The sequence below is a fragment of the Sphingomonas sp. Leaf32 genome (assembly GCF_001421765.1).
Classification (GTDB): Bacteria; Pseudomonadota; Alphaproteobacteria; order Sphingomonadales; family Sphingomonadaceae; genus Sphingomonas.
This window is the reverse complement of sequence record NZ_LMLA01000011.1, coordinates 164389-186056: the sequence shown is the minus strand read 5'-3', so window position 1 is coordinate 186056 and position 21668 is coordinate 164389. Positions and strand designations below refer to the sequence as shown.

The following is a 21668-nucleotide window of genomic DNA, read 5'->3' as shown; positions in this document are numbered from 1 at the left end:
GGCGGGACGACCGTCGTCCCACGTCCAGCGCGGACCCCGTCGGTACATGCGTCATCCCGGCGAAGGCTGGGATCTCCCGCGTGTACCGCGCAGCAGGAGCCACGTGAGGCGCCAGCCTTCGCTGGGGCGACGTTTGCTGGCAGGTGGATTGCTCCGTGGGGGTGGGCGCGTCGCCCTTAGCGGAAGGGCGGTTCGTTGAACGCGCGCAGCTTGCGGCTGTGCAGGCGGGTGCCTTCCTGGCGCAACTGTTCGCACGCTTCGATGCCGATGCGCATATGTTCGTTGATCGCGCGTTCGTAGAAGCGGTTGGCCTGTCCCGGCAGCTTCAGTTCGCCGTGCAGCGGCTTGTCCGACACGCATAGCAACGTGCCGTAGGGGACGCGGAAGCGATAGCCCTGCGCGGCGATCGTCGCCGATTCCATGTCGATGCCCACCGCCCGGCTGAGCGAGAAGCGCAGTGCCGACCGACTGAAGCGCAATTCCCAGTTGCGGTCGTCGGTGGTGACGATGGTGCCGGTGCGCAGGCGGCGCTTGAGTTCGTCGCCCGACTGGCCCGAGACGATCTCCGCCGCGCGGGCCATCGCCACCTGCACCTCGGCGATGGCCGGGACCGGGATTTCGGGGGGCAGCACATCGTCCAGCACATGATCGTCGCGCAGATAGGCATGGGCCAGTACATAGTCGCCAATCCGCTGGCTGGGGCGCAGGCCCCCGCAATGGCCGATCATCAGCCACGCCTCGGGCCGCATGACCGCCAGATGATCGCAGATCGTCTTGGCGTTCGACGGGCCGACGCCGATATTGACCAACGTGATGCCGGTGCCGTCGGGCGCGACGAGGTGATAGGCCGGCATCTGGTGCCGCCGCCACGCGCTGTCGCTGACCATCTGTTCGGCATCGTCGCCGGCAGTGGCCAGCACGCCGCCCGCGCCCGACAGCGCGGTATAGCGGCTGGGCGTGCCGTCGGCAGCCGGCTTCAACTGTTCGCCCGCCCAGCGGACGAATTCGTCGACATAGCGGTGATAGTTGGTGAACAGGACATATTGCTGGATATGTTCGGGCGGCGTGCCGGTATAGTGGCGCAGCCGCGCGAGCGAGAAATCGGTGCGCAGGCCGTCGAACAGCGCCAACGGGCGGTGGTCGTCATGGCTGACCCACAGCCCATCGGCGATCTCGTCACCGATATGCGCCAGTTCGGTCGCCGGGAAATGGCGCGCGAGTTCGGTCGCCGATACGGCATCGAGGCTGAGCGCATGGCCGGCGTCGAGGACATAGGGAAACGGGATTTCCTGCCGCCCGGCCACTGCCTCGACCGTCACGTCGTGATTTTCGATCAGCAGGTCGAGCTGTTCGGTCAGATAGGCGGCGAACATCGCCGGCTTGGTCACGCTGATGCGATAGTCGCCGGGTGTCGTCAGCCGGCCATAGGCGCGCGACGGCGTGGGCCGCTCGCTGCTGCCGCGATAGGTCAGGCGGATTTCGGGATAGGCGAACGATCCGTCGACCCGTGCCGAGGAGGGCGGGGGCATGCCATCGGTGAGATACTGGTCCAGCGCAGCGCGAAGGCGCGCGACCGAGGCGGTGTAAAGCCGATCTAGTTCGGCAACGATCTGGGAAGCCTGCGTCATCGACCGTGGCTAAGGCGTGGCGCGGCGCAGTGCAAGGGGGGCGATAACGAACTACCCGTTCGTGCTGAGTAGGAACTGAGCTTGTCGAAGGTCCGTATCGAAGCACCGTGCGGCGACGGTCCTTCGATACGCCCTTTCAACAAGCTCAATGGCTACTCAGGATGAACGAAGAAGCTGACGTGAAGCTCAGGTGGCCGAGGGCGGGACCTTCGGCAGCGCGTCGGCCTCGCGCTTCTTTTCGATCAGCTTCGACGCGCCGAACGCAGCACCGGCGATGGCGGCGGCGGCACCGGCGACGATCGCGGCGGTGGCACCGGGATGCGCCTTCACGGTTTCGGCGGTCGACTTGGCGGCGCTGCTGACCGCATCGCGCGACTTGGCGGCGGCGTCGCTGACGCTCTCCTTTGCCGAGGCATAGGTTGCCGATGCCTTTTCGGCGAGCGTGCCCGAGGTTTCGGCGATGTCGTTGGCGACATCCTTGGTGGTCGTCGTGTCGGTCATGACGTTCCCTTTCCTGATCGATATGGCTGCGTAACTACCGACTAACTCGAACCGTCGTCCCAGGTTCCGTTATGGCCGGCGGGAAATGACCGGCGTGTCGGTGCAAGAACCGAGCAGCACGTTCGTCACCCCGGCCTTACGCCGGGGTGACGTTCTGGAGGTGATGGATGCCGGCGAATACCGAACGTTCCTACAGCGACGCGAGCAGGTTTTCCGCCGAGCTGACCTTGAACTCGCCCGGCGCTTCGACATGCAGCGCTTCGACCACGCCGTCGTTCACCACCATCGCATAGCGTTTCGATCGGGTGCCCATGCCGTAGGCGGAACTGTCCATGTCCAGCCCGACCGCCCTGGCGAAATCGGCATTGCCGTCGGCCAGCATCGTCACCTTGTCGCCCGCATCGCCGGACTTGGCCCAGGCCGACAGGACGAACGCGTCGTTGACGGCGGTGCAGGCGATCTCGTCCACGCCCTTGTCATGGAATGCCTTTGCCTGTTCGACGAAGCCGGGCAGGTGCTTGGCCGAGCAGGTCGGCGTGAAGGCGCCCGGCACTGCGAAGACCGCGACGCGGCGTCCGGCGAAGAAATCCTCGGTCGATACCTGGTCCGGCCCATCGGGCGTGACCTTGGCGAGCGTGGCGTGGGGCAGGCGGTCGCCGACCTTGATCGTCATGAACTTCTCCGCTTCGGGCTAGGCGCATCCTGCGCGCCGTCATGCAGCGTGGGAGCGCGCGCGGACCTTTTCAACCATGGCGCTCGGACGCGGGCGCGGTTAGCGTCGTTTCCATGATGGAACAGACGCGATTCCTTGCCGGACAGATATTGCTCGCCATGCCCGGGATCGGTGACCGACGGTTCGACCATGCGGTGATCGCGATGTGTACGCATGACGAAGAGGGCGCGATGGGGGTCGGCATCGGCGATACGATCGACGGTCTCGGCCTGCACGCGCTCCTCAAGCAGCTTGACATCGAACTGGGCGAGGCGCCCGACGCGCCGATCCATCTGGGCGGGCCGGTCGAGACGCGGCGCGGTTTCGTGCTGCACGACGACAGCTGGGGCGGGCAGGACACGATCGACGTGGCCGGCAAATGGGCGCTGTCGGGGTCGATCGACGTGCTGCGCGCCATCGCGGCGGGGACCGGGCCGGCGCACTATCTGATCGCGCTGGGCTATGCCGGGTGGGAAGCGGGCCAGCTGGAAAGCGAATTGTCGCGCCATGGCTGGATGAACGTCGATGGCGATGCCGCGCTGCTGTTCGACGTGCCGACGACCGGGCGGTGGCGCGGGGGGTTCGAAACCGCCGGGATTGACCCCCGGTTGCTGGCGCTGGGCGCGGGCACTGCCTGAACGCGGCATATAAAGGAATCTTTATATAGGATTTGCGTTTCGGCAGGTGGCTGGGTAGAGGCGGGGCATCCGCCATGGGCGCGCCCCATGGCCCTATGCAGGAGCTACCCATGGCCACCGCCATTGCCGACAAGCAGACCGACTACGTCATCAAGGACATCGGCCTCGCCGATTTCGGTCGCAAGGAAATCGACATCGCCGAAACCGAGATGCCGGGCCTGATGGCGCTGCGCAGCGAGTTCGGCGCGTCGCAGCCGCTGAAGGGCGCGCGCATCACCGGCTCGCTGCACATGACGATCCAGACCGCGGTGCTGATCGAGACGCTGACCGCACTGGGCGCCGACGTCCGCTGGGCGACGTGCAACATCTTCTCGACGCAGGACCATGCCGCCGCCGCCATCGCCGCCGCCGGGGTGCCGGTGTTCGCGATCAAGGGCGAGAGCCTGGCCGACTATTGGGACTATGTCGGCGACATCTTCGACTGGGGCGATGAAACCGCCAACATCATCCTCGACGACGGTGGCGACGCCACCATGTTCGCGCTGTGGGGCGCGAAGCTCGAAGCCGGCGCGACGCTGGGCGAGCCGGAGAACGAGGAAGAGGTCGAGTTCCAGCGTGCGCTGAACGCGTTCATCGCCAAGCGCCCGGGCTATCTGACCGAAACCGTCAAGAACCTGAAGGGCGTGTCGGAAGAAACGACGACCGGCGTCCACCGCCTGTACGAGATCGCGAAGAAGGGCGAGCTGCCCTTCCCGGCGATCAACGTCAACGACAGCGTCACCAAGTCGAAGTTCGACAATCTGTACGGCTGCAAGGAATCGCTGGTCGACGCGATCCGTCGCGCCACCGACGTGATGCTGGCCGGCAAGGTCGCCTGCGTCGCCGGCTTCGGCGACGTCGGCAAGGGCAGCGCCCAGTCGCTCCGCAACGGCGGCGCGCGCGTGATGGTGACCGAGGTCGATCCGATCTGCGCATTGCAGGCGGCGATGGAAGGGTTCGAGGTCGTGACGATGGACGAGGCGGTGACCCGCGCCGACATCTTCTGCACCGCGACCGGCAATGCCGACGTCATCACCGCCGAGCATATGGCGGCGATGAAGCCGATGAGCATCGTGTGCAACATCGGTCACTTCGACAGCGAGATCCAGATCGCCGCCCTGTCGAACTATGAGTGGGACGAAGTGAAGCCGGGCACCGATCTGGTGAAGTTCCCCGACGGCAAGCAGATCATCGTGCTGGCCAAGGGCCGCCTGGTGAACCTGGGCTGCGCCACCGGCCACCCGTCGTTCGTGATGTCGTCGTCGTTCACCAACCAGGTGCTGGCGCAGATCGAGCTGTGGACCAAGGGCGAGAACTACAAGAACGAAGTGTACGTTCTGCCGAAGCACCTCGACGAAAAGGTCGCGGCGCTGCACCTCGAAAAGCTGGGCGTGAAGCTGTCGAAGCTGACCCCGAAGCAGGCGAGCTATATCGGCGTGCCGGTCGAAGGGCCGTTCAAGCCGGACCATTATCGCTACTGATCGCGTCTGCGATCGAGCGCCAGAGGGGCGGGCATCCGATTGGATGTCCGCCCTTTTTGTTGCGTCTTTGCAACGCCTGTCGCGGAAACGTCATCGGAAGGACCCCGGACACCGTTCGACACGTTGCAAACGTTCCGAACGACGTATCGTAAGAATACGCGTAACTTGTAAAATAAGGGGTCCGTTCCATGAACCAGTCAACGTCGCGTTTGCGTGCAGGTGTCGCGCGCAGTGCCGTTGTCATCGCCGCGCTGATGGCGTCGGCGTCCGCCGTCGCGCAGACGGCTGCACCCGGCAACACCGACAACGTGCCGATCCCGGCGGACCCCGCCGCGCAGACGCCCGAAGATGCCAGCAACGGCGACGAGATCGTCGTCACCGGCACCCGCATTCGTCGCCCCGATTTCGAATCGCCCAGCCCGGTCGTATCGGTCAGTGCCGCCGCGATCCAGCAGGCGGGCAGCACCAATTTGACCGACATCATCGCCCAGGTTCCCGCGCTGCAGGGGTCGACGACCTCGGCCGATACCGCGGGCAGCGGCGTCGGGATCGGCGGGTCGGGCCTGAACACGCTGAACCTGCGTAACCTCGGCACCGATCGCACGCTGGTGCTGATCGACGGGCGTCGTCAGGTCGCCTCCGTTCCGGGGTCGCAGGCGGTCGACGTCAGCACCATTCCCAGCGATCTGGTCGAGCGGGTCGACGTTCTGACCGGCGGCGCGTCGGCAGTGTACGGCGCGGACGCGGTGACCGGCGTGGTCAACTTCATCCTGAAGCGCAATTTCGAAGGGATCACCGCCCGCGCCCAGGCCGGGATTTCCGAATATGGCGATGCGGGCAAGCGCCTGCTGGCGGTGACCGCCGGCAGGAACTTCGGCGATGGTCGCGGCAACGTGGCGCTGGCCTATGAATATGGCTCGGAAAGCCGCCTCGAATCGCGCGACCGCGCGCGGCTGCGGGGGACCGGGTTCGTCTCCTTCAACCGCAACCCGAACGATCCGGAGTTCCGGCAGGGCTATAGCGGTGGCGCCAGCAACGGAATCCCGGACAATATCCCGACCAACGACGTCCGCTACAACGACACTGCGCGCCAGGGCGGTATCGACGTCGATTTCGACGGCCAGCCCGACTATTTCGTCAACGCCTCCGGTCAACTGGTGCCGTTCCAGCTCGGCACCGTATTGCGCCCCGGTTTCTCACAGGGGGGCAGCGGCACCAGCGTCGCCGACTACCAGAACGACCTGCTGCCGCGCATCGACCGTCACGTCGTCAACCTCATCACCCATTACGACGTGTCGCCCGCGCTGACGCTGTTCGCCGAAGGCAAGTATGCCCGCACCAAGTCGTTCACCGTCGGCCAGCCGTCCTTCGACTATTATCTGCTGGTGCCGGACGACAATCCGTACCTGCCCGCCGGCCTGCCGAACCTCGGCAATGGCGGCGTTTGGCTGACCCGCGACAATTTCGACATCGGCCAGCGTGGTGAGACGATCACCCGCGAAACCTATCGCGGGGTCGTCGGCGCCAAGGGTACGATCAACGATCATGCCAGCTACGAAGTCTCCTATGTCTTCGGCCAGTCGGACATCGCCAACCGCTACGTCAACAACACCTATAACGACCGCTTCTTCGCGGCGCTGGACGCGGTGCGGAACCCGGCCAACGGGCAGATCACCTGCCGCGTCAATCTGGACCCCAATTGGGTTCCGAACCAGCCCGATGCCAGCCGCACCGTCGTCAACCCGACGACCTTCCGCCCCGGTGAATGCGTCCCGCTGAACCTGTTCGGCGATGGTGCCCCCAGCCAGGCGGCGCTGGACTTCGTACGCGCCACCACCACCGACCGGTCGCGCCTACGCCAGCATGTCGTGTCGGGGTCGGTCACGGGCGACTTCGGCCAGTTCTTCGAACTGCCCGGCGGCGCGATCAATTTCGTGCTGGGCGGCGAATATCGCAAGGAAGAGAGCCGGTTCGTGCCCGATCCCATCGCGGCGCAGGGCCTGACCTTCACCAACTCGCTGGGCCGCGAGGAAGGCAGTTTCGACGTGAAGGAAGGGTTCGCCGAACTCGATGCACCGATCCTGAAGGACCTGCCCTTCGCCCATCGCCTGAGCGCCGGCGCCGCGATCCGTATTTCCGACTATTCCACGATCGGTCGCACGACCACGTGGAAGGTCAACGGCACCTATGCGCCGGTGAAGGACATCACCTTCAACGGCACCTATTCGAAGGCGGTGCGCGCACCGAACATCGGCGAGCTGTTCTCCGGCCGGTCGCAGACTTTCGCCTTCATCACCGATCCGTGCGACAAGGCCGAGTTGCAGAACGGCACCGCTACCCGCGCCGCCAACTGCCGCACGCTGCTGAGCGGCCTGGGCGTGGCCGATCCTGCCAATTACGTCGACGCGCGCTCGACCAACATCTCGGGCTTTTCGGGCGGCAATTCGGCGCTGCGCGAGGAAGAGGCGACGACGTGGACCGCCGGTGCGGTGGTCCAGCCGCGCTTCCTGCCGGGGCTGTCGCTGCGCGCCGACTGGTACGACATCAACCTGCAAGGTGCGATCAACACCGTCGCGGCGAACGAGGTCGCCCGGCTGTGCGTCGATCAGGCGACGCTGGACAATGTCTTCTGCCGCTCGATCACCCGCACCAACGTCGCCAGCAATACGGCGGCGGTCGGTAACATCACCAGCTTCGTCGTGGCCCCGCAGAACGTCGCGCGCTTCAGCACGGCCGGCCTGGACGTGAACATCAACTATGCGATCGACGCGGGCGCCGCCGGGCGGTTCAATCTGCGCATGGTCGGCAATTATCTCGACAAGCTGGAGTTCATCGGCACGCCGGGGGCGCCTGTCACCGACCGTCGTCAGGAAGCGCTGTATCGTGCACCCAAGTACAGCGCCAACGCCGATCTCACCTGGTCGCTGGAGAACGTCACGGTCAATTACGGCGTCAACTTCATGGACAAGACGCTGCGTTATGCCAATCTGACCAACCAGAACAATCCGGACGTCGTGGCGCCGGAATACAAGTACATCAAGGCGATGTGGCAGCATGACATCTATGTCAGCCTCGACGCGACCGACCGCTTCCAATTCTATGGCGGTGTCAACAACGTGTTCGGCCAGAAGCCGGACATCGCCGATGTAACGTATATCCAGCAGACGATTGGCCGCTATTTCTTCGCCGGCGCACGGGTGAAGATGTAACGACTTGCACGACCGGCGGCGGCGATCCGTCGCCGGGTTGCGATAAAGGGGCGGCGCCGTGCGGCGCTGCCCCTTTTTTATGTGCGCTGTAACGACAAGGGTGCAGACCCATAAACGGCAACGGCCGGGACGGAGCCGAAGCTGGCGCACGGGTAGGAGCAAGGAGGGAGCGATGCCTTCGCATCGTGACCGACGCGCGACGCCGCCGTGCGCCAGCTTCGGCCCGCCGCTTCGCGGTCGCCGTGGGAAGGCCGCTGGCCGCGTCGCTTGCTTGCGCGTGGCGTTGCCACGCGTCTGCGCTGCGCTTCTAGCCAGCGGCCTTCCCACGGCGATCACGGCCATTGCCGTTTATGGGTCTGCACCCTAGGCAGGAGAGGTGCCCATCTTCGCCGTTCCATCGTCTGCCCGCGAGGCGCTCGCTTGATTACCCTGACCCTGATGACCGCCGTCCTGTGCGGCGTCGTGCTGGCGTTGCTGGTGGGCGCGAGCGCGTGGATGCTGCACGCCGGCCTGTCTGCGCGGCGGCGGGCGGCGGCGGAGGGGGCGCTGTTCGATTCGCTGAATGCAACGCTGTCCGCCTCGCCCGCGCTCGCGATGGTGGTGCGTGCCGATGGCCGGCTGCTGCTCGACCGGCCGCTGGCCGACCGGCTGGGGCGCAGCGACCTGCCGGTATCGCTCGCCGACCTTGGCAGTGCCGATAGCGGGCTGGAGCCGGGCAGCGCCGACCGGTTGGTCGATGCGATCACCGCCGCGCTGCGCGGGGGCAAGCCGTTCCGGACCGTGGTTCGCGCGACCGGGTCGGCGCGGTCGCTGTTCGCGATCGGCGACCGTGCGCCGGCGGCGCTCAACACGCCGGGCGGGGTGCTGGTCTGGTTCTTCGACGCGACCGAATTCCATGACGAGATCGCGACGCTGGGCGCGGAGGCCGAGGAATATCGCGCGGCGTTCGAGGCGCTGTCCAGTCTGATCGAAGCGGCGCCGATGCCGATGTGGTATCGCGACGACACGCTACGCCTGGCCATGGTCAACACCGCCTATGTCCGCGCGGTCGATGCCGGCGATGCGGCGGAGGTGATCGCACGGCAGGTCGAACTGGTCGAAGGTGTCGGCATCGGCGGACCGCTCGCCAGCGCGGCCATCGCGCGCGATACCGGACAGCCGCAGGCGGCGGCGATGCCCGCGACCATCAACGGCGAACGGCGGATGCTGCGCGTCCACGACATGCCGCTGCGCGACGGCGGCACCGGCGGTTTCGCCATCGACGTGCACGAGATCGAGGAGGCGCGCGGCAAGCTGAAGCGCAGTCGGGCGGCACAGCGCGCGATGCTCGACCGGCTGTCGGCGGGCGTGGCGCAGTTCGCGCCGGACCGCACGCTGGTCTTCTACAACCAGCCGTTCGGCCGCACCTTCGCGATGAAGCCCGAATGGCTGGCGGACCGGCCCGAGTTCGACCGCGTGCTCGACCGGATGCGCGAATCCAAGCGCCTGCCCGAAGTCCGCGACTTTCCGGGGTGGAAGACCGAGCGGCGCGACTGGTTCCGCGCGGCGGAGGGCGCGATCGAGGAACAATGGCATCTGCCCGGCGGCACGCACCTGCGGGTCGTCGCGCAGCCGCTGCCCGAAGGGGGGCTGCTGCTGATCTTCGAGGATCGTACCGAACAGGTGCAACTGGCCAGCGCGCGCGACACGCTGCTCCGGGTGCGGACCGCCACGTTCGACAATCTGTTCGAGGCGCTGGGCGTGTTCGCCGCCGATGGCCGGTTGCAGATATGGAACGCGAAGTTCCGGCAGGTCTGGGGGCTGGATGACGCGTTCCTCGACGGCCATCCGCGCGTCGATGCGCTGGCCGAGCGGGTTGCGAGCAGCCTTGCCAGCCCGGGCAAGGCGGCGCTGATCCCCGAACTGGTCCGCTTCGCCACGCAGCAGCGGATGCAGCGATCGGGCCGCTTCGCGATGGCTGACGGGCGGCATTATGAATTCGGCGCGGTGCCGCTGCCCGATGGCAATGCGCTGCTGACCATGCTCGACATTTCCGACAGCCGGCGGATGGAACAGGCGCTGCGTGACCGGAACGAGGCGCTGGAGGCGGCGGACCGGGTCAAGACGGCGTTCGTCGCGTCGATGAGCTATGAACTGCGCACCCCGCTCACCTCGATCAAGGGGTTCGCCGAGATGTTGCAGGCGGGCTATGCCGGCAAGCTGACGGAGGATGGCGCGCGCTATACCGATGCGATCCTCGAATCGGTCGAGCGGCTGGGCGGGTTGATCGACGACACGCTGGACCTGACCGCCAACGAAACCACGCCGGTCGCGCGGGCTACGGTGCCGCTGAAGATGATCGCGGGCGAAGCGGCAGGGGCCGCGCGGGCGGCGGCGGCGGCGCGGGGCGTCGAGCTGGCGGTGGAGATCGCACCGACGGCGGGTGTCATGCTGGGCGATGCGCGGCGGTTGCGGCAGGCGGTCGGGCATCTGCTCGACCATGCGATCGGCGGCCTGCGCAAGGGCGGGCGCGTGCTGCTGCATGTCGACGGCGATGCGCAGCGGGCGCGGATCGTGGTGTCGGACGACGGCCCCGGCATGTCGAAGGACGCGGTGGCGCGTGCATTCGACCGTTTTGCACAGGCCGGCGCGGCGCGGGTCGGCGAACGGGCCTTGAGCCTCGACTTGCCGCTCGCGCGGCAGGCGGTCGAGGCGCATGGCGGCACGATCGAGCTGGTATCGGAAAAGGGCGTCGGCACATTGGTCACCATCGACCTGCCGCGCGAGCCGTGATGTATCTGCCCGACGCAGCGGCGGCACATGCGTTGGGCGTGGACCTAGCGGCGGTGGTGCGGCCGGGTGACGTGATCGCCTTGTCGGGGCCATTGGGCGCGGGCAAGACCAGCATCGCCCGTGGGTTGCTCGCGGCGCTGGGGCTGGCGGGCGAGGCCCCGTCGCCCAGCTTCGCGATCGTCCAGCCCTACGACCCGCCTGAGGTGCGCCTCAGCGTGCTGCATGTCGATCTGTACCGGATCGAGGACCCAGACGAGGCGCTGGAACTCGGGCTGGACGAGGCGGACGATGCCGTGCTGCTGGTCGAATGGCCCGAACGGCTGGGCGACGCCTATTGGCGCGATGCGCTGTGGCTGACCCTCGCGTTCGACGATGCGGGCGGGCGGCGCTTGACAGCGCGCGTGCCGGACGCTTGGGAAAGCCGATGGCCGCTGACCTGAACCCGCGCGATGCGGCTGTCCCCTTTCTGATCGATGCCGGCTGGGGCGATGCGCAGATTTTGCCGCTGGCGGTCGATGCGTCGTTCCGCCGCTACTATCGCGTGATCGAGGCCGGACGCAGCGCCGTGCTGATGGACGCGCCGCCGCCGGAGGATACGCGCAAGTTCGCACATATGGCGGCATGGCTGGGCGAACGCGGTTTTTCCGCGCCCGCGATCCTCGCCGATGATGCGACCGCCGGGTTCATGCTGCTGGAGGATTTCGGCGACATGCGGATGCGCGAGACGGTCGACGCCGCACCGGAAAGCGAAGGCCGGCTCTATGCCGCCGCCGTCGACCAGCTGCTGCGCCTGCAACGCCATGATCCCGCACCGGTCCCGCCCTATGACCGCGCCTTCATCCTGCGCGAGGCGAACCTGCTGATCGAATGGTATTGCGATGCGCTGGGGTTGCGCGTCGATACCGCGGGGTATGAAGCGGCGTGGAACGCGGCGTTCGATGCGTTGCCGGAGATGCCGGTGGTGACCGTGTTGCGCGATTATCACGCCGAAAACCTGATGCTGCTCGACGATACGCGGCTGGGCCTGCTCGATTTCCAGGACGCGCTGGCGGGGCATCCCGCCTATGACCTCGTGTCGCTGTTGCAGGATGCACGCCGCGACGTGCCGGCGGTGGTCGAGGCGTCGATGCTCGCCCGCTACCGCGAATCGACCGGGGCGGGGGACGGGTTCGACGCCGCCTATCACCTGTTCGGTGCGCAGCGGAATGCGAAGATCCTCGGCATCTTCACCCGGCTGTGGCGGCGCGACGGCAAGCCGCGCTATGGTGCCTTGTGCCCGCGCGTGTGGCGCTATCTGGAGCGGGACCTGTCCCATCCGGCGCTGGCCGGCGTCGCGCGCTGGTTCGATCTCAACATCCCGTCGCCCAGGCGCGGCGATCCGCAGGAACTCGCATGACCACGCTCCGTTCGATCCGTCCCCACCCGCAAGCGGCGGTGCCCGAAACCGCGATGGTGATGGCGGCGGGGCTGGGCAAGCGGATGCGCCCGCTGACTGCGATGCGGCCGAAACCGCTGGTCGAGGTGGCGGGCAAGCCGTTGATCGATCACGTGTTCGACCGGCTGCGCGGCGCGGGCGTCAAGCGCGCGGTGGTCAACGTCCATTACCTGGCCGACGCCATGGAAGCGCATCTGAAGCACCGGGTGAAGGGCATCGACATCGCGGTGTCCGACGAGCGCGCGAAGCTGCTGGAAACCGGCGGCGGGCTGGTCAAGGCGCGCGACCTGATCGGCGACCAGCCGTTCGTCTGCGTCAATTCGGACAATCTGTGGGTCGACGGCCCGGTCGATTCGATCAAGCTGCTCAGCAGCCTGTGGGACGATGAAAGGATGGACGCGCTGCTGCTGCTGGTGCCGCAGGCGCTGGCGCACGGGCATCGCGGGCAGGGCGATTTCCACATCGACGCGGTGGGCCGCATCACCGGCCGCCGCAAGCCCGGCCGGCTCGCCCCCTATGTCTTCACCGGCGTACAGATATTGTCGCCGCGCGTCATCGCCGACTGGCCCGAAGGCGCGTTTTCGACCAACCTGTTCTGGAACCGCGCGATCGAGGCGGGACGAGCCTATGGCGTCGCGCATCAGGGGTTGTGGTTCGATGTCGGCACCCCGTCTGCGGTCGGCATGACCGAGGCGATCCTCGCCGATGGCTGAAGGCCATCGCCTCAGCCTCTACACTATCCCGATCCACCGGGCGTTCGCCGATGCGCTGGCGGTCGGGCTGATCCGCCGGTTCGGCGGCGACCGGCTGGCGCTGGCGCAGGGCATGGTGCTGGTTCCGACCAACCGCGCCAAGCGGACCGTGCAGGAAGCGTTCGTGCGGGCGAGCGGCGGCGGGTTGCTGCTGCCGCGGCTGGTGGCGATCGGTGATCCCGAACTGGACGAGGGCGTCGGCAGCTTCGCCGACCCGGCGGACCAGACCCCGATCCCGCCCGCGATCGATCCGCTGGCGCGGCGGATGATCCTGGCGCGGCTGGTGACCGAGGAGCGGCAGCGCGCCGGTCGCCCGGTCGATGCGGCGGAGGCGGTGCGGCTGGCCGGTGATCTGGCCGCCACGCTCGACCAGTTGCTGGTCGAGGAGGTCGATCCGGCAAGGCTGCGTGACCTCGATCTCGACGAGACGCTATCGGCGCATTGGGAGCGCTCTCTGGAGCTGTTCCGCATCGTGCTGGATCGCTGGCCGGGTGAGCTGGCGGCGCTCGGGCGGATCGATCTGGCCGACCGGCGGACCCGGCTGCTCGGGCGGTTGTGCGCGCGCTGGGCGGTCGATCCGCCCAAGGGCTTCGTCTGCGCGGCGGGGATCGCGACCAATGCGCCGGCGATCGCCCGCATCCAGCGCTGCGTCGCTGGCCTGCCGCGCGGGATGGTGGTGCTGCCGGGCCTCGACCTGGCGATGGAGGACGAGGCATGGGCCTCGCTCGGCCCCCATGCGCCCGATCCCGTCACCGGCCGGCGCAAGCGGTCGATCGAAACGCACCCGCAATATCACCTCAAGCTGCTGCTCGACCGGATGGGCGTCAACCGCCACGAATTCGTCCGGTGGCAGGCGGCGAGCGAGCATGACGCGACACCCACGCGCAGCCGTGCCATCGCCACCGCGCTCAGCCCGGCCGAGCGGACCCATCACTGGATCGACGTACCCGCCGCCGACCGCCGGCTGTCGGGCGTGCGGCTGGTCGAGCTGGCGACCCCGGCCGAGGAAGCGCAGGCGATCGCGGTCGCACTGCGCGAGGCGCTGGAGACGCCGGGGCGCACTGCCGCGCTGGTCACGCCCGACCGGCTGCTGGCGCGGCGGGTCGCGGCACATATGGCGCGCTGGGGCGTCAGCGTCGACGATTCCGCCGGGCAGCCGCTGTCGCTGCTCGCGCCGGGCACGCTGTTGCTGGCGCTGGTCGAGGCGGCGGCACAGGCCTTCGCGCCGGTCGCATTGCTGTCGCTGCTCAAGCACCCGCTGGTCAAAAGCGGCGAGGCGGAGCAGCGGGTGCTGTGGCTCGACGGAGTCCGCCGGCTCGACCGCGCGCTGCGTGGCCCGCGCCCCGCGCCGGGGCTGGCGGGGATCGAACGGCATCTGCGCGAGGGCGAGCCGCGCGATGCGGCGATCCGTGCGGCGGCGGCGAGCTTCTGGGAGGTGGCCTGTCCGCTGCTGACGCCGCTGGCCGAAGTCTTTGCCGCCGGGCCGCAACCGCTGGTTCGGCTGCTGACCGTCCTGCGTGAGACGGCGACGGCGCTTGCCGGTGATGCCGCGTGGAGCCGGCCGGAGGGGCGCGCCGCCGCGGAACTGGTCGCTGCGCTGGAGGAGCAGGCGGCATCCGGTCCACCGCTGGTCGATCCGCGCGTGCTGCCCGCCTTGTTGCGGACGTTGCTGGACGAAGTGGCGGTGCGGCCGCCGCAGGGGGCGCATCCGCGCCTCGCCATTCTCGGCCTGCTGGAAGCGCGGTTGCAGACTGCCGACTTGATGATCCTCGGCGGCCTGAACGAAGGGGTATGGCCCGCGCTGCCGTCGCCCGATCCGTGGCTTGCCCCGCGTATCCGGGCCGATCTGGGACTGCCGGGGCTTGAACGGCGTATCGGCCTTGCCGCGCATGACTTTGCCGGGGCGATGGGCGCGCCCGATGTCGTGCTGACCCGCGCCGCGCGGGATGCTACCGCGCCGACCATCGCCTCGCGGCTGTGGCTGCGGTTGCAGGCGCTGGACGACAATCTGGAGCGCGCCGGGCACTTGCGTGACTGGGCGCGGGCGATCGACCGGCCCGCGACCTATGCCGCCGCGTCGCGCCCCGCGCCGCGCCCACCGGTGGCGTTGCGCCCGCGTCGTATCTCCGTGACCGAGGTCGACCGGATGAAGGCCGACCCCTATGCCTTCTACGCGCGGCGGATGCTGCGCCTGTCGCCGATGGACGCGGTCGATGCCGATGCGACCGCGGCGTGGCGGGGGACGGCGGTGCATGGCGTGCTGGAACGCTGGGCGCGCGAGGACGGGCTGGACCCGGCCAAGCTGCGTCGTCGGCTGCAGGCGCTGTCCGACGATCCGCGCACCCATCCATTGCTGCGCGCGCTGTGGGTGCCGCGCCTGCGCGAGGCGATCGACTGGGTCGCGGCGTTGACGCACGAGAAGCTGGCTGAGGGGCGCGACGTGGCGGCGGTCGAATGCGACGGCACGCTGCCGATCGCCGGGGTCGAGCTGTCGGGCAAGGCCGATCGGATCGACCTCGCGGCCGACGGCAGCCTGGCGATCATCGACTACAAGACCGGCAAGGCACCCAGCGGCAAGGCAGTGGCCGCCGGTTACAGCCTGCAATTGGGGCTGCTGGGGCTGATGGCCGAACGTGGCTGCTTCGCCGGGGTGCGGGGCACGGCCGGCGCGTTCGAATATTGGTCGCTCATCAAGGATGGCGACCGGTTCGGCAAGATGACCACCCCGGTCAATGCCAACGGCACCGGCGGGCGGATCGCGACCGCCGAGTTCGTTGCCATTGCCAAGCGCCAGTTCGAGGATGCCGTCGCCCGCTTCCTGACCGGAGACGAAGCCTTTGTCGCCAAGCTGGTGCCTGAATATGCCGTCTATGCCGATTACGACCAGTTGATGCGCCGCGACGAATGGTATGGCCGTGAGTGAGGTTAGCAAACTTCAACCGCTAAAGAACGACCAGGCGGCGGCCAGCGACCCGCACCGCCATGTCTGGCTGTCGGCGTCGGCCGGGACCGGCAAGACACACGTGTTGTCGGCGCGCGTGTTCCGCCTGCTGCTGCGCGGGGTCGATCCCGCCGCGATCCTGTGCCTGACCTTTACCAAGGCCGGGGCGGCGGAAATGGCCGAGCGCGTCGCCAGCCGGCTGGCGCGCTGGGTCCGGTTGCCGACCGCCGATCTGAAGGCCGACCTGTTCGCGCTGGGCGAGGATGTGAACGACGCGGCGCTGCTCGCCCGCGCCCGCACCCTGTTCGCCCGCGTCCTCGATGCGCCGGGCGGGGGTGTCCGCATCCAGACGATTCACGGCTTCTGCCAGAGCCTGCTCGCCGGTTTCCCGGTCGAGGCGGGGCTGGTCCCCGGTTTTCGCCCGCTGGAAGCGCGCGAGGAAGCGGGCATGGCGCGCGAGGCGCTGGCTGAGCTGCTGGTCGAGGAACAGCGCACCGGATCGACCCGGATCGGAGACGCCATCGCCGCCATGTCGCTGCGCATGGGGGAAGGGGCTGCCGAAAACTTCCTGCGCGAATGTGCCCGGCGGCCGCAGGCGATGGCCGACCTGCCGAGCGGTATCCGGCCGTTCCTGCGCCGTGCGCTCGACCTGGCGTCGGGGCCGATCGACGAGATGCTGGCAGAGGCGTGCAGCGACGACGCGTTCGATTGCGACGCGCTCGAACGGCTGGCCGCCGCTAATCTCGCCTGGGGCACGGCGACGGGCAAGAAGACGCATGGCGCGATCCTGGACTGGCTGGCGCGCAGTCCGGTCGAACGCGCCGCGCGCATCCGGGACATCCGCAAGCTGTTCTTCACCGCCGAGGATACGCTGCGCAAGGCGTCGGCCAAGCTGATCGCCGCCGACCCGGATTACGACGAACTGGCCGATGCGGTCGGCGGCCGGGCGGGCGAGTTGGTCGAACTGGCCGCGCGCATGGGCTATGCCGATGCGCTGACCGATGCGCTGGAGGCCGGGCGCGCCTATGCCGATGCCTATGTCCGCGCCAAGCGCCGTGCCGGGGCGGTCGATTTCGACGATCTGATCCGCGAGACGCTGAACCTGCTGGCGCAACCCGGCATCGGCGAGTGGGTCCGCTTCAAGCTGGACCAGAGCACCGAACATGTCCTGATCGACGAGGCGCAGGACACCAATCCGCAGCAATGGGCGATCGTGCGGTCGCTGGTGGAGGAGTTCTTCAGCGGCGACGCGGTGCGCGCGGCGGGGATGCGGACGCTGTTCGTCGTCGGCGATTACAAGCAGGCGATCTTCGGCTTTCAGGGCACCGACCCGATCTTCTTCCGCGCGGCGCATGTCGATTTCGCCCGCCGTGCCGCATTGCCGCCCGAATATCGCGGCGATGCGCGCGAACTCGATACGCTGTCGCTGACCCACAGCTTTCGTACGACGCGTCCGGTGCTGGAATTCGTTGATGCCGCCATCGCCGCCTTGCCCGATCCGGGCATGGGCATCGATACGCCCGACACCCATGACAGCGAAGTGCCCGGCCCCGGCACCGTCACGCTATGGGCACCGACCGTCGTCGACACGCCCGACGATGCCGAGGAAGGCTGGGTCGATGACGTGACCCGGGTGATCGCCACCCGGATCGCGCGGGAAATCGCCGGCTGGATCGGCACGCTGCCGCTGGAATCCAAGGGGCGGATGCTCCAGCCGGGCGACATCATGGTGCTGGTCAAGCGGCGCGGCGACCTTGCCTCGCTGATCGTCGCCCGGTTGTATGCGGAGGGGGTGCCGGTGGCGGGTGTCGACCGGCTGCGGCTCGATGCGCCGCTGGCGGTAAAGGACCTGCTCGCCGCGATCCGCTTTGCCTTGCAACCCGACGACGATCTGAGCCTTGCGTGCCTGCTCGTCTCCCCGTTGATCGGCTGGACGCAGGAGCAGCTGCTCGCCGGGGCGCTGCGCGAGGGTGGGAGCCTGTGGCGGCATCTGCGCCGGACGAACAGCGACGCGGTGGAGCCGTTGTCGCGCATCCTGCGCCGCGCCGATTTCGCGACCCCCTATCGCTTTCTCGAGGAACTGCTGTCGGGGGAGATGGACGGCCGGCGCAAACTGATCGCGCGGCTGGGCGAGGAGGCGCGCGACCCGATCGACGAACTATTGAACGCCGCCCTGTCGTTCGAAAGCGTCGCCACGGCGTCGCTGCAACGCTTCGTCGAATGGTTCGACCGGGGCGAGGTGGAGATCAAGCGCGACGCGGGTGGGTCGGGCGGCGCGGTGCGGGTGATGACCGCGCACGGATCGAAGGGGTTGCAGGCGCCGCTGGTGCTGCTGGCCGATGCCGCGATCGATCCGACCAACAGCCGCCGCGACATCGTCCAATGGTCACCCGATGGCCATGACGGCGCGGCCATCCCGGTCTTTCGCCCCCGCGCGGGCGAGCGCGGCACGCCGATCGACGATGCGGTCGAGGCGATCGACCGGCGCGAACTGGAGGAGCATTGGCGGCTGTTCTACGTCGCGGCGACCCGTGCCGAGGAGCGGCTGGTCATCGCCGGCGCACCTTCCGCACGGTATCAGGGCGTGCCCCCGCCGCTCAGCTGGTACAGCGCCGCCGCCGCCGCGTTCGACGCGCTGGGCTTGGCGGAGGGAGAGGGCGCGGAGCGGGTGTTCACCGGCCTGACCCCGCAAGCCCCCGTCGCTGCGAGGGCGCGACAGGGAACCGCGCCGGCTGCTACCGCACCCGTGCCGGTATGGCTCCGCGCGCCCGCTCCCGCAGAGGCGCGTCCGCCGCGTCCGCTTGCGCCGTCGGCGGTGGGCGAGGACGAGGTGTCCGACCCGCCGCCCACCGCGACGATGCGCGCGGCGGCGGAGCGGGGCCGGCTGCTCCACCAGCTCTTCGAACGTCTGCCCGAACTGCCGCGTGCCGAGCGGGCCGCTGCCGCCGAACGCTGGCTGGCCGGGGCCGCGGGGGTGGAGGATGCAGGCCTGCGTCGGCGGGTGACGCGCGACGCGATGGCGGTGCTGGACGATCCGGACTTTGCCGACCTGTTCGGCCCCGACGCGCTGGCGGAGGCACCGATCGCGGCGGTGGTGGGGACGCAGGTCGTGGCGGGTACCGTCGACCGGCTGTGCATCGGCGACCGGGTGGTGCGGGTGGTCGACTTCAAGACCGGCCGCCGGGTGCCCGACGATGTCGCGGACATCCCGGTCTATCACCTGCGGCAGATGGCGGCCTATGCGGCGGCGCTGCGGGTCATCTTTCCCGATCACGGCGTGGAGGCGGCGCTGCTCTACACCGCCGGCCCGCGCCTGTTCGTCCTGTCCGATGCGCTGCTCGATACGCACAAGCCCGGCTTGGGGGCGGGGGAACAAAGCTTGCCCCGCGAAGCTTGAGGTGCCGACCCGCAGACCATAGATATTGTCATATCCAAGGAGATTTCCATGCCGACCAAGACCGTTACCGACGCCAGCTTTTCCGCCGACGTCCTGCAATCCGACAAGCCGGTGCTGGTCGATTTCTGGGCGGACTGGTGTGGGCCGTGCAAGATGATCGCCCCCGCGCTGGAGGAAATCGCCGACGAACTGGGCGACAAGGTGACGATCGCCAAGGTCGACATCATGGCCAATCCCGACACCGCCGGGTCGATGGGCGTCCAGTCGATCCCGCTCCTGAAGCTGTTCAAGAACGGACAGCCGGTTGCCGACCTGCTGGGTGCGCGGCCGAAAAGCCAGTTGAAGGCGTGGCTCGAGGGTGAATTGGGCTGATGCTGCTGGCGGCGCTGCTGCTGCAGGCGGGAGCGCCGCCAGCTAACCCCTATCCTGTGCCGGGGGACGATCCCCGATGCGACCGTAGCGCGATCCGCTACACTCCCGAGCGCGAATGGTCGGGGATATGGGTCAATCATTTCGAGGGATCGCAGTTCTTCGAAGGTAAAACCGGTGTTGCTGCAATCGACTGGCGTCAACGGGGGGTCTGGTTCGACGATCGTGACAACATGGCGCTGACCTCGGTAGCGATGGAGCATCGCGGCAGCGGTAAGGCATATCGCATCCGTTTCCTCGGCCACCGGACGATCGACGAGCCGGAGGGCTATCGTTGCGGGTTCGGGCATATGGGATCGTCGATCGCCGAGATCGTGCCGACGCGCATCCTGTCTATCGTTCCGCTCGAAGACCGGCCGTAACTGGCGCTCCGCTTGGTGCCAGGAATAAACGCAGGAGGCTAACGTCACCCCGTCTCAAGGGTTGGGTGACGCGGAGATGTCGATCAGCTCCGGTAATCGGCGTTGATCGAAATATAGCCGTGCGTCAGGTCGCAGGTCCACACCGTGGCGCGCCCTTCGCCCAGATGCAGGTCGACGCCGATCTCGACTTCCTGACCCTGCAGATGCGCGGCGACCGGCGCTTCGTCATAGCCGGCGACCGCCAGCCCGCCTTCTGCCACCTGCGTCGTGCCGAAACGGATCGACAGCTTGTCGCGCTCGGCCGGTTCGCCCGCCTTGCCGACCGCCATCACCACGCGGCCCCAGTTCGCATCCTCCCCGGCGATCGCGGTCTTCACCAGCGGTGAGTTGGCGATGCTCATTGCGATACGGTGCGCGCTGCCGTCGCTCTCCGCGCCTTCGACGGTGATGGCGATGAACTTCGTCGCCCCCTCGCCATCGCGCACCACCAGATGCGCCAGTTGCCGGCACAGGTCATGGAGTGCCGCCGCGAACGCATCCGCGCCGTCATCGTCGAACGACGCGATGGGGGCGTTTCCTGCCGCGCCGGTCGCGAAGGCCAGCACGGTGTCGCTGGTCGAGGTATCGCCATCGACCGTGATGCATGAAAAGGTCTTGCGGTTGGCCGCTTCCAGCGCGCTTTGCAGGAACGCCGGATCGACCGCCGCGTCGGTGAAGATGAAGCCGAGCATCGTCGCCATGTCGGGCGCGATCATGCCCGACCCCTTGATGACGCCGGAGAGCTTCACGGTGCGGTCGCCGATCTTCGCCGTCGTGAATGCGCCCTTGGTAAAGGTGTCGGTGGTCCCGATCGTCTCGGCGACCGCTTCCCAGCCACAGGGTTCGGCGACGAACGCCGCGTCAAGGCCCGCTTCGGCCTTGTCGATCGGCAGCGGCACGCCGATCACGCCCGTTGAGGCGACGAAGACGTCGGACGGCTGGCATTCCATAGCCTGCGCGGTGCGCGCGGCGATCGCTTCGACGGCGGCACGGCCCCGGCCGCCGGTAAAGGCGTTGGAGTTGCCGGCATTCACCACCAATGCCCGCGCCCGGCCCAGCACCAGCGCACGGCGGCACCATTCGACCTCGGGCGACGGGCATTTGCTGTTGGTCAGCACGCCCGCGACCGCCGTGCCCTCCGCCAGCGTCACGAAGGTCAGGTCGCACCGGTCCCAATTCTTGTACCGCGCCCGCGCGACGCGCAAGCTGACGCCGCCGATCGGCGGTAGCGCGGGAAACGGCGTGGCGAGCGGGGAAGTGGCAGTCGACATGGGCGCAACGTCCGGTCTAGCCTGCGCCCGTGACGGGGCAGGGGGTGAAGATGCGACGGTTC

General features: G+C 68.2%; 15 protein-coding genes. 11 read left to right on the top strand and 4 right to left on the bottom strand.

Going from position 1 to position 21668, the window contains the following annotated elements:
• Positions 1–176: 176 nt before the first annotated feature.
• The 3 genes from ASE83_RS15765 to ASE83_RS15755 form a co-directional block, all read right to left on the bottom strand.
• Entirely contained in the window at positions 177–1628 is a 1452-nt protein-coding gene (locus tag ASE83_RS15765; protein WP_055792394.1) for an AMP nucleosidase, read from the bottom strand.
• A 186-nt stretch (positions 1629–1814) separates the two neighbouring features.
• On the bottom strand, positions 1815–2129 hold the full coding sequence (locus ASE83_RS15760) for a hypothetical protein (RefSeq protein ID WP_055792391.1): 315 nt from the start codon (positions 2127–2129) through the stop codon (positions 1815–1817).
• Between the two features lie 190 nt (positions 2130–2319).
• A complete protein-coding gene (locus ASE83_RS15755; RefSeq protein ID WP_055792386.1) occupies positions 2320–2802 on the bottom strand; it encodes a peroxiredoxin in 483 nt (160 codons plus the stop codon).
• A gap of 116 nt (positions 2803–2918) precedes the next feature.
• Between ASE83_RS15755 and ASE83_RS15750 the strand changes: the two genes are divergently transcribed.
• The 11 genes from ASE83_RS15750 to ASE83_RS15700 all read left to right on the top strand — a co-directional run bounded on the left by ASE83_RS15750 (position 2919) and on the right by ASE83_RS15700 (position 20296).
• A complete protein-coding gene (locus tag ASE83_RS15750) occupies positions 2919–3479 on the top strand; it encodes a YqgE/AlgH family protein (protein WP_055792503.1) in 561 nt (186 codons plus the stop codon).
• 110 nt (positions 3480–3589) lie between these two features.
• Positions 3590–4999: an adenosylhomocysteinase gene (gene ahcY, locus ASE83_RS15745; protein WP_055792381.1), complete on the top strand. Its 1410-nt coding sequence runs from the start codon at positions 3590–3592 to the stop codon at positions 4997–4999.
• Between the two features lie 188 nt (positions 5000–5187).
• A complete protein-coding gene (locus tag ASE83_RS15740; RefSeq protein WP_055899694.1) occupies positions 5188–8208 on the top strand; it encodes a TonB-dependent receptor plug domain-containing protein in 3021 nt (1006 codons plus the stop codon).
• Positions 8209–8628: 420 nt separating this feature from the next.
• Positions 8629–10980, top strand: a complete 2352-nt coding sequence (locus ASE83_RS15735; protein ID WP_443024325.1) for a PAS-domain containing protein — start codon at positions 8629–8631, stop codon at positions 10978–10980.
• Positions 10980–11420: a tRNA (adenosine(37)-N6)-threonylcarbamoyltransferase complex ATPase subunit type 1 TsaE gene (gene tsaE / locus ASE83_RS15730; RefSeq protein ID WP_055792373.1), complete on the top strand. Its 441-nt coding sequence runs from the start codon at positions 10980–10982 to the stop codon at positions 11418–11420. Before ASE83_RS15735 ends, tsaE begins: the two co-directional genes overlap by 1 nt.
• Positions 11405–12376 (top strand): aminoglycoside phosphotransferase family protein, encoded by a 972-nt coding sequence (locus tag ASE83_RS15725; RefSeq protein ID WP_055792371.1) that lies wholly within the window; start codon positions 11405–11407, stop codon positions 12374–12376. The genes tsaE and ASE83_RS15725 overlap by 16 nt, the downstream gene beginning before the upstream one ends.
• Positions 12373–13128, top strand: a complete 756-nt coding sequence (locus ASE83_RS15720) for a nucleotidyltransferase family protein (protein ID WP_055792367.1) — start codon at positions 12373–12375, stop codon at positions 13126–13128. The genes ASE83_RS15725 and ASE83_RS15720 overlap by 4 nt, the downstream gene beginning before the upstream one ends.
• Positions 13121–16090 (top strand): double-strand break repair protein AddB, encoded by a 2970-nt coding sequence (addB, locus tag ASE83_RS15715; protein WP_055792364.1) that lies wholly within the window; start codon positions 13121–13123, stop codon positions 16088–16090. The genes ASE83_RS15720 and addB overlap by 8 nt, the downstream gene beginning before the upstream one ends.
• On the top strand, positions 16077–19505 hold the full coding sequence (gene addA, locus ASE83_RS15710) for a double-strand break repair helicase AddA (RefSeq protein WP_055792361.1): 3429 nt from the start codon (positions 16077–16079) through the stop codon (positions 19503–19505). Before addB ends, addA begins: the two co-directional genes overlap by 14 nt.
• A 48-nt stretch (positions 19506–19553) precedes the next feature.
• Positions 19554–19877: a thioredoxin gene (gene trxA / locus ASE83_RS15705; protein WP_055760313.1), complete on the top strand. Its 324-nt coding sequence runs from the start codon at positions 19554–19556 to the stop codon at positions 19875–19877.
• Positions 19877–20296, top strand: coding sequence for a hypothetical protein (locus ASE83_RS15700; RefSeq protein WP_055792359.1), 420 nt, complete (start codon positions 19877–19879; stop codon positions 20294–20296). Before trxA ends, ASE83_RS15700 begins: the two co-directional genes overlap by 1 nt.
• Before the next feature lie 83 nt (positions 20297–20379).
• Here ASE83_RS15700 and argJ read toward each other — a convergent pair whose 3' ends face one another.
• Positions 20380–21606, bottom strand: a complete 1227-nt coding sequence (argJ, locus tag ASE83_RS15695; RefSeq protein WP_055792358.1) for a bifunctional glutamate N-acetyltransferase/amino-acid acetyltransferase ArgJ — start codon at positions 21604–21606, stop codon at positions 20380–20382.
• Positions 21607–21668: the final 62 nt, after the last annotated feature.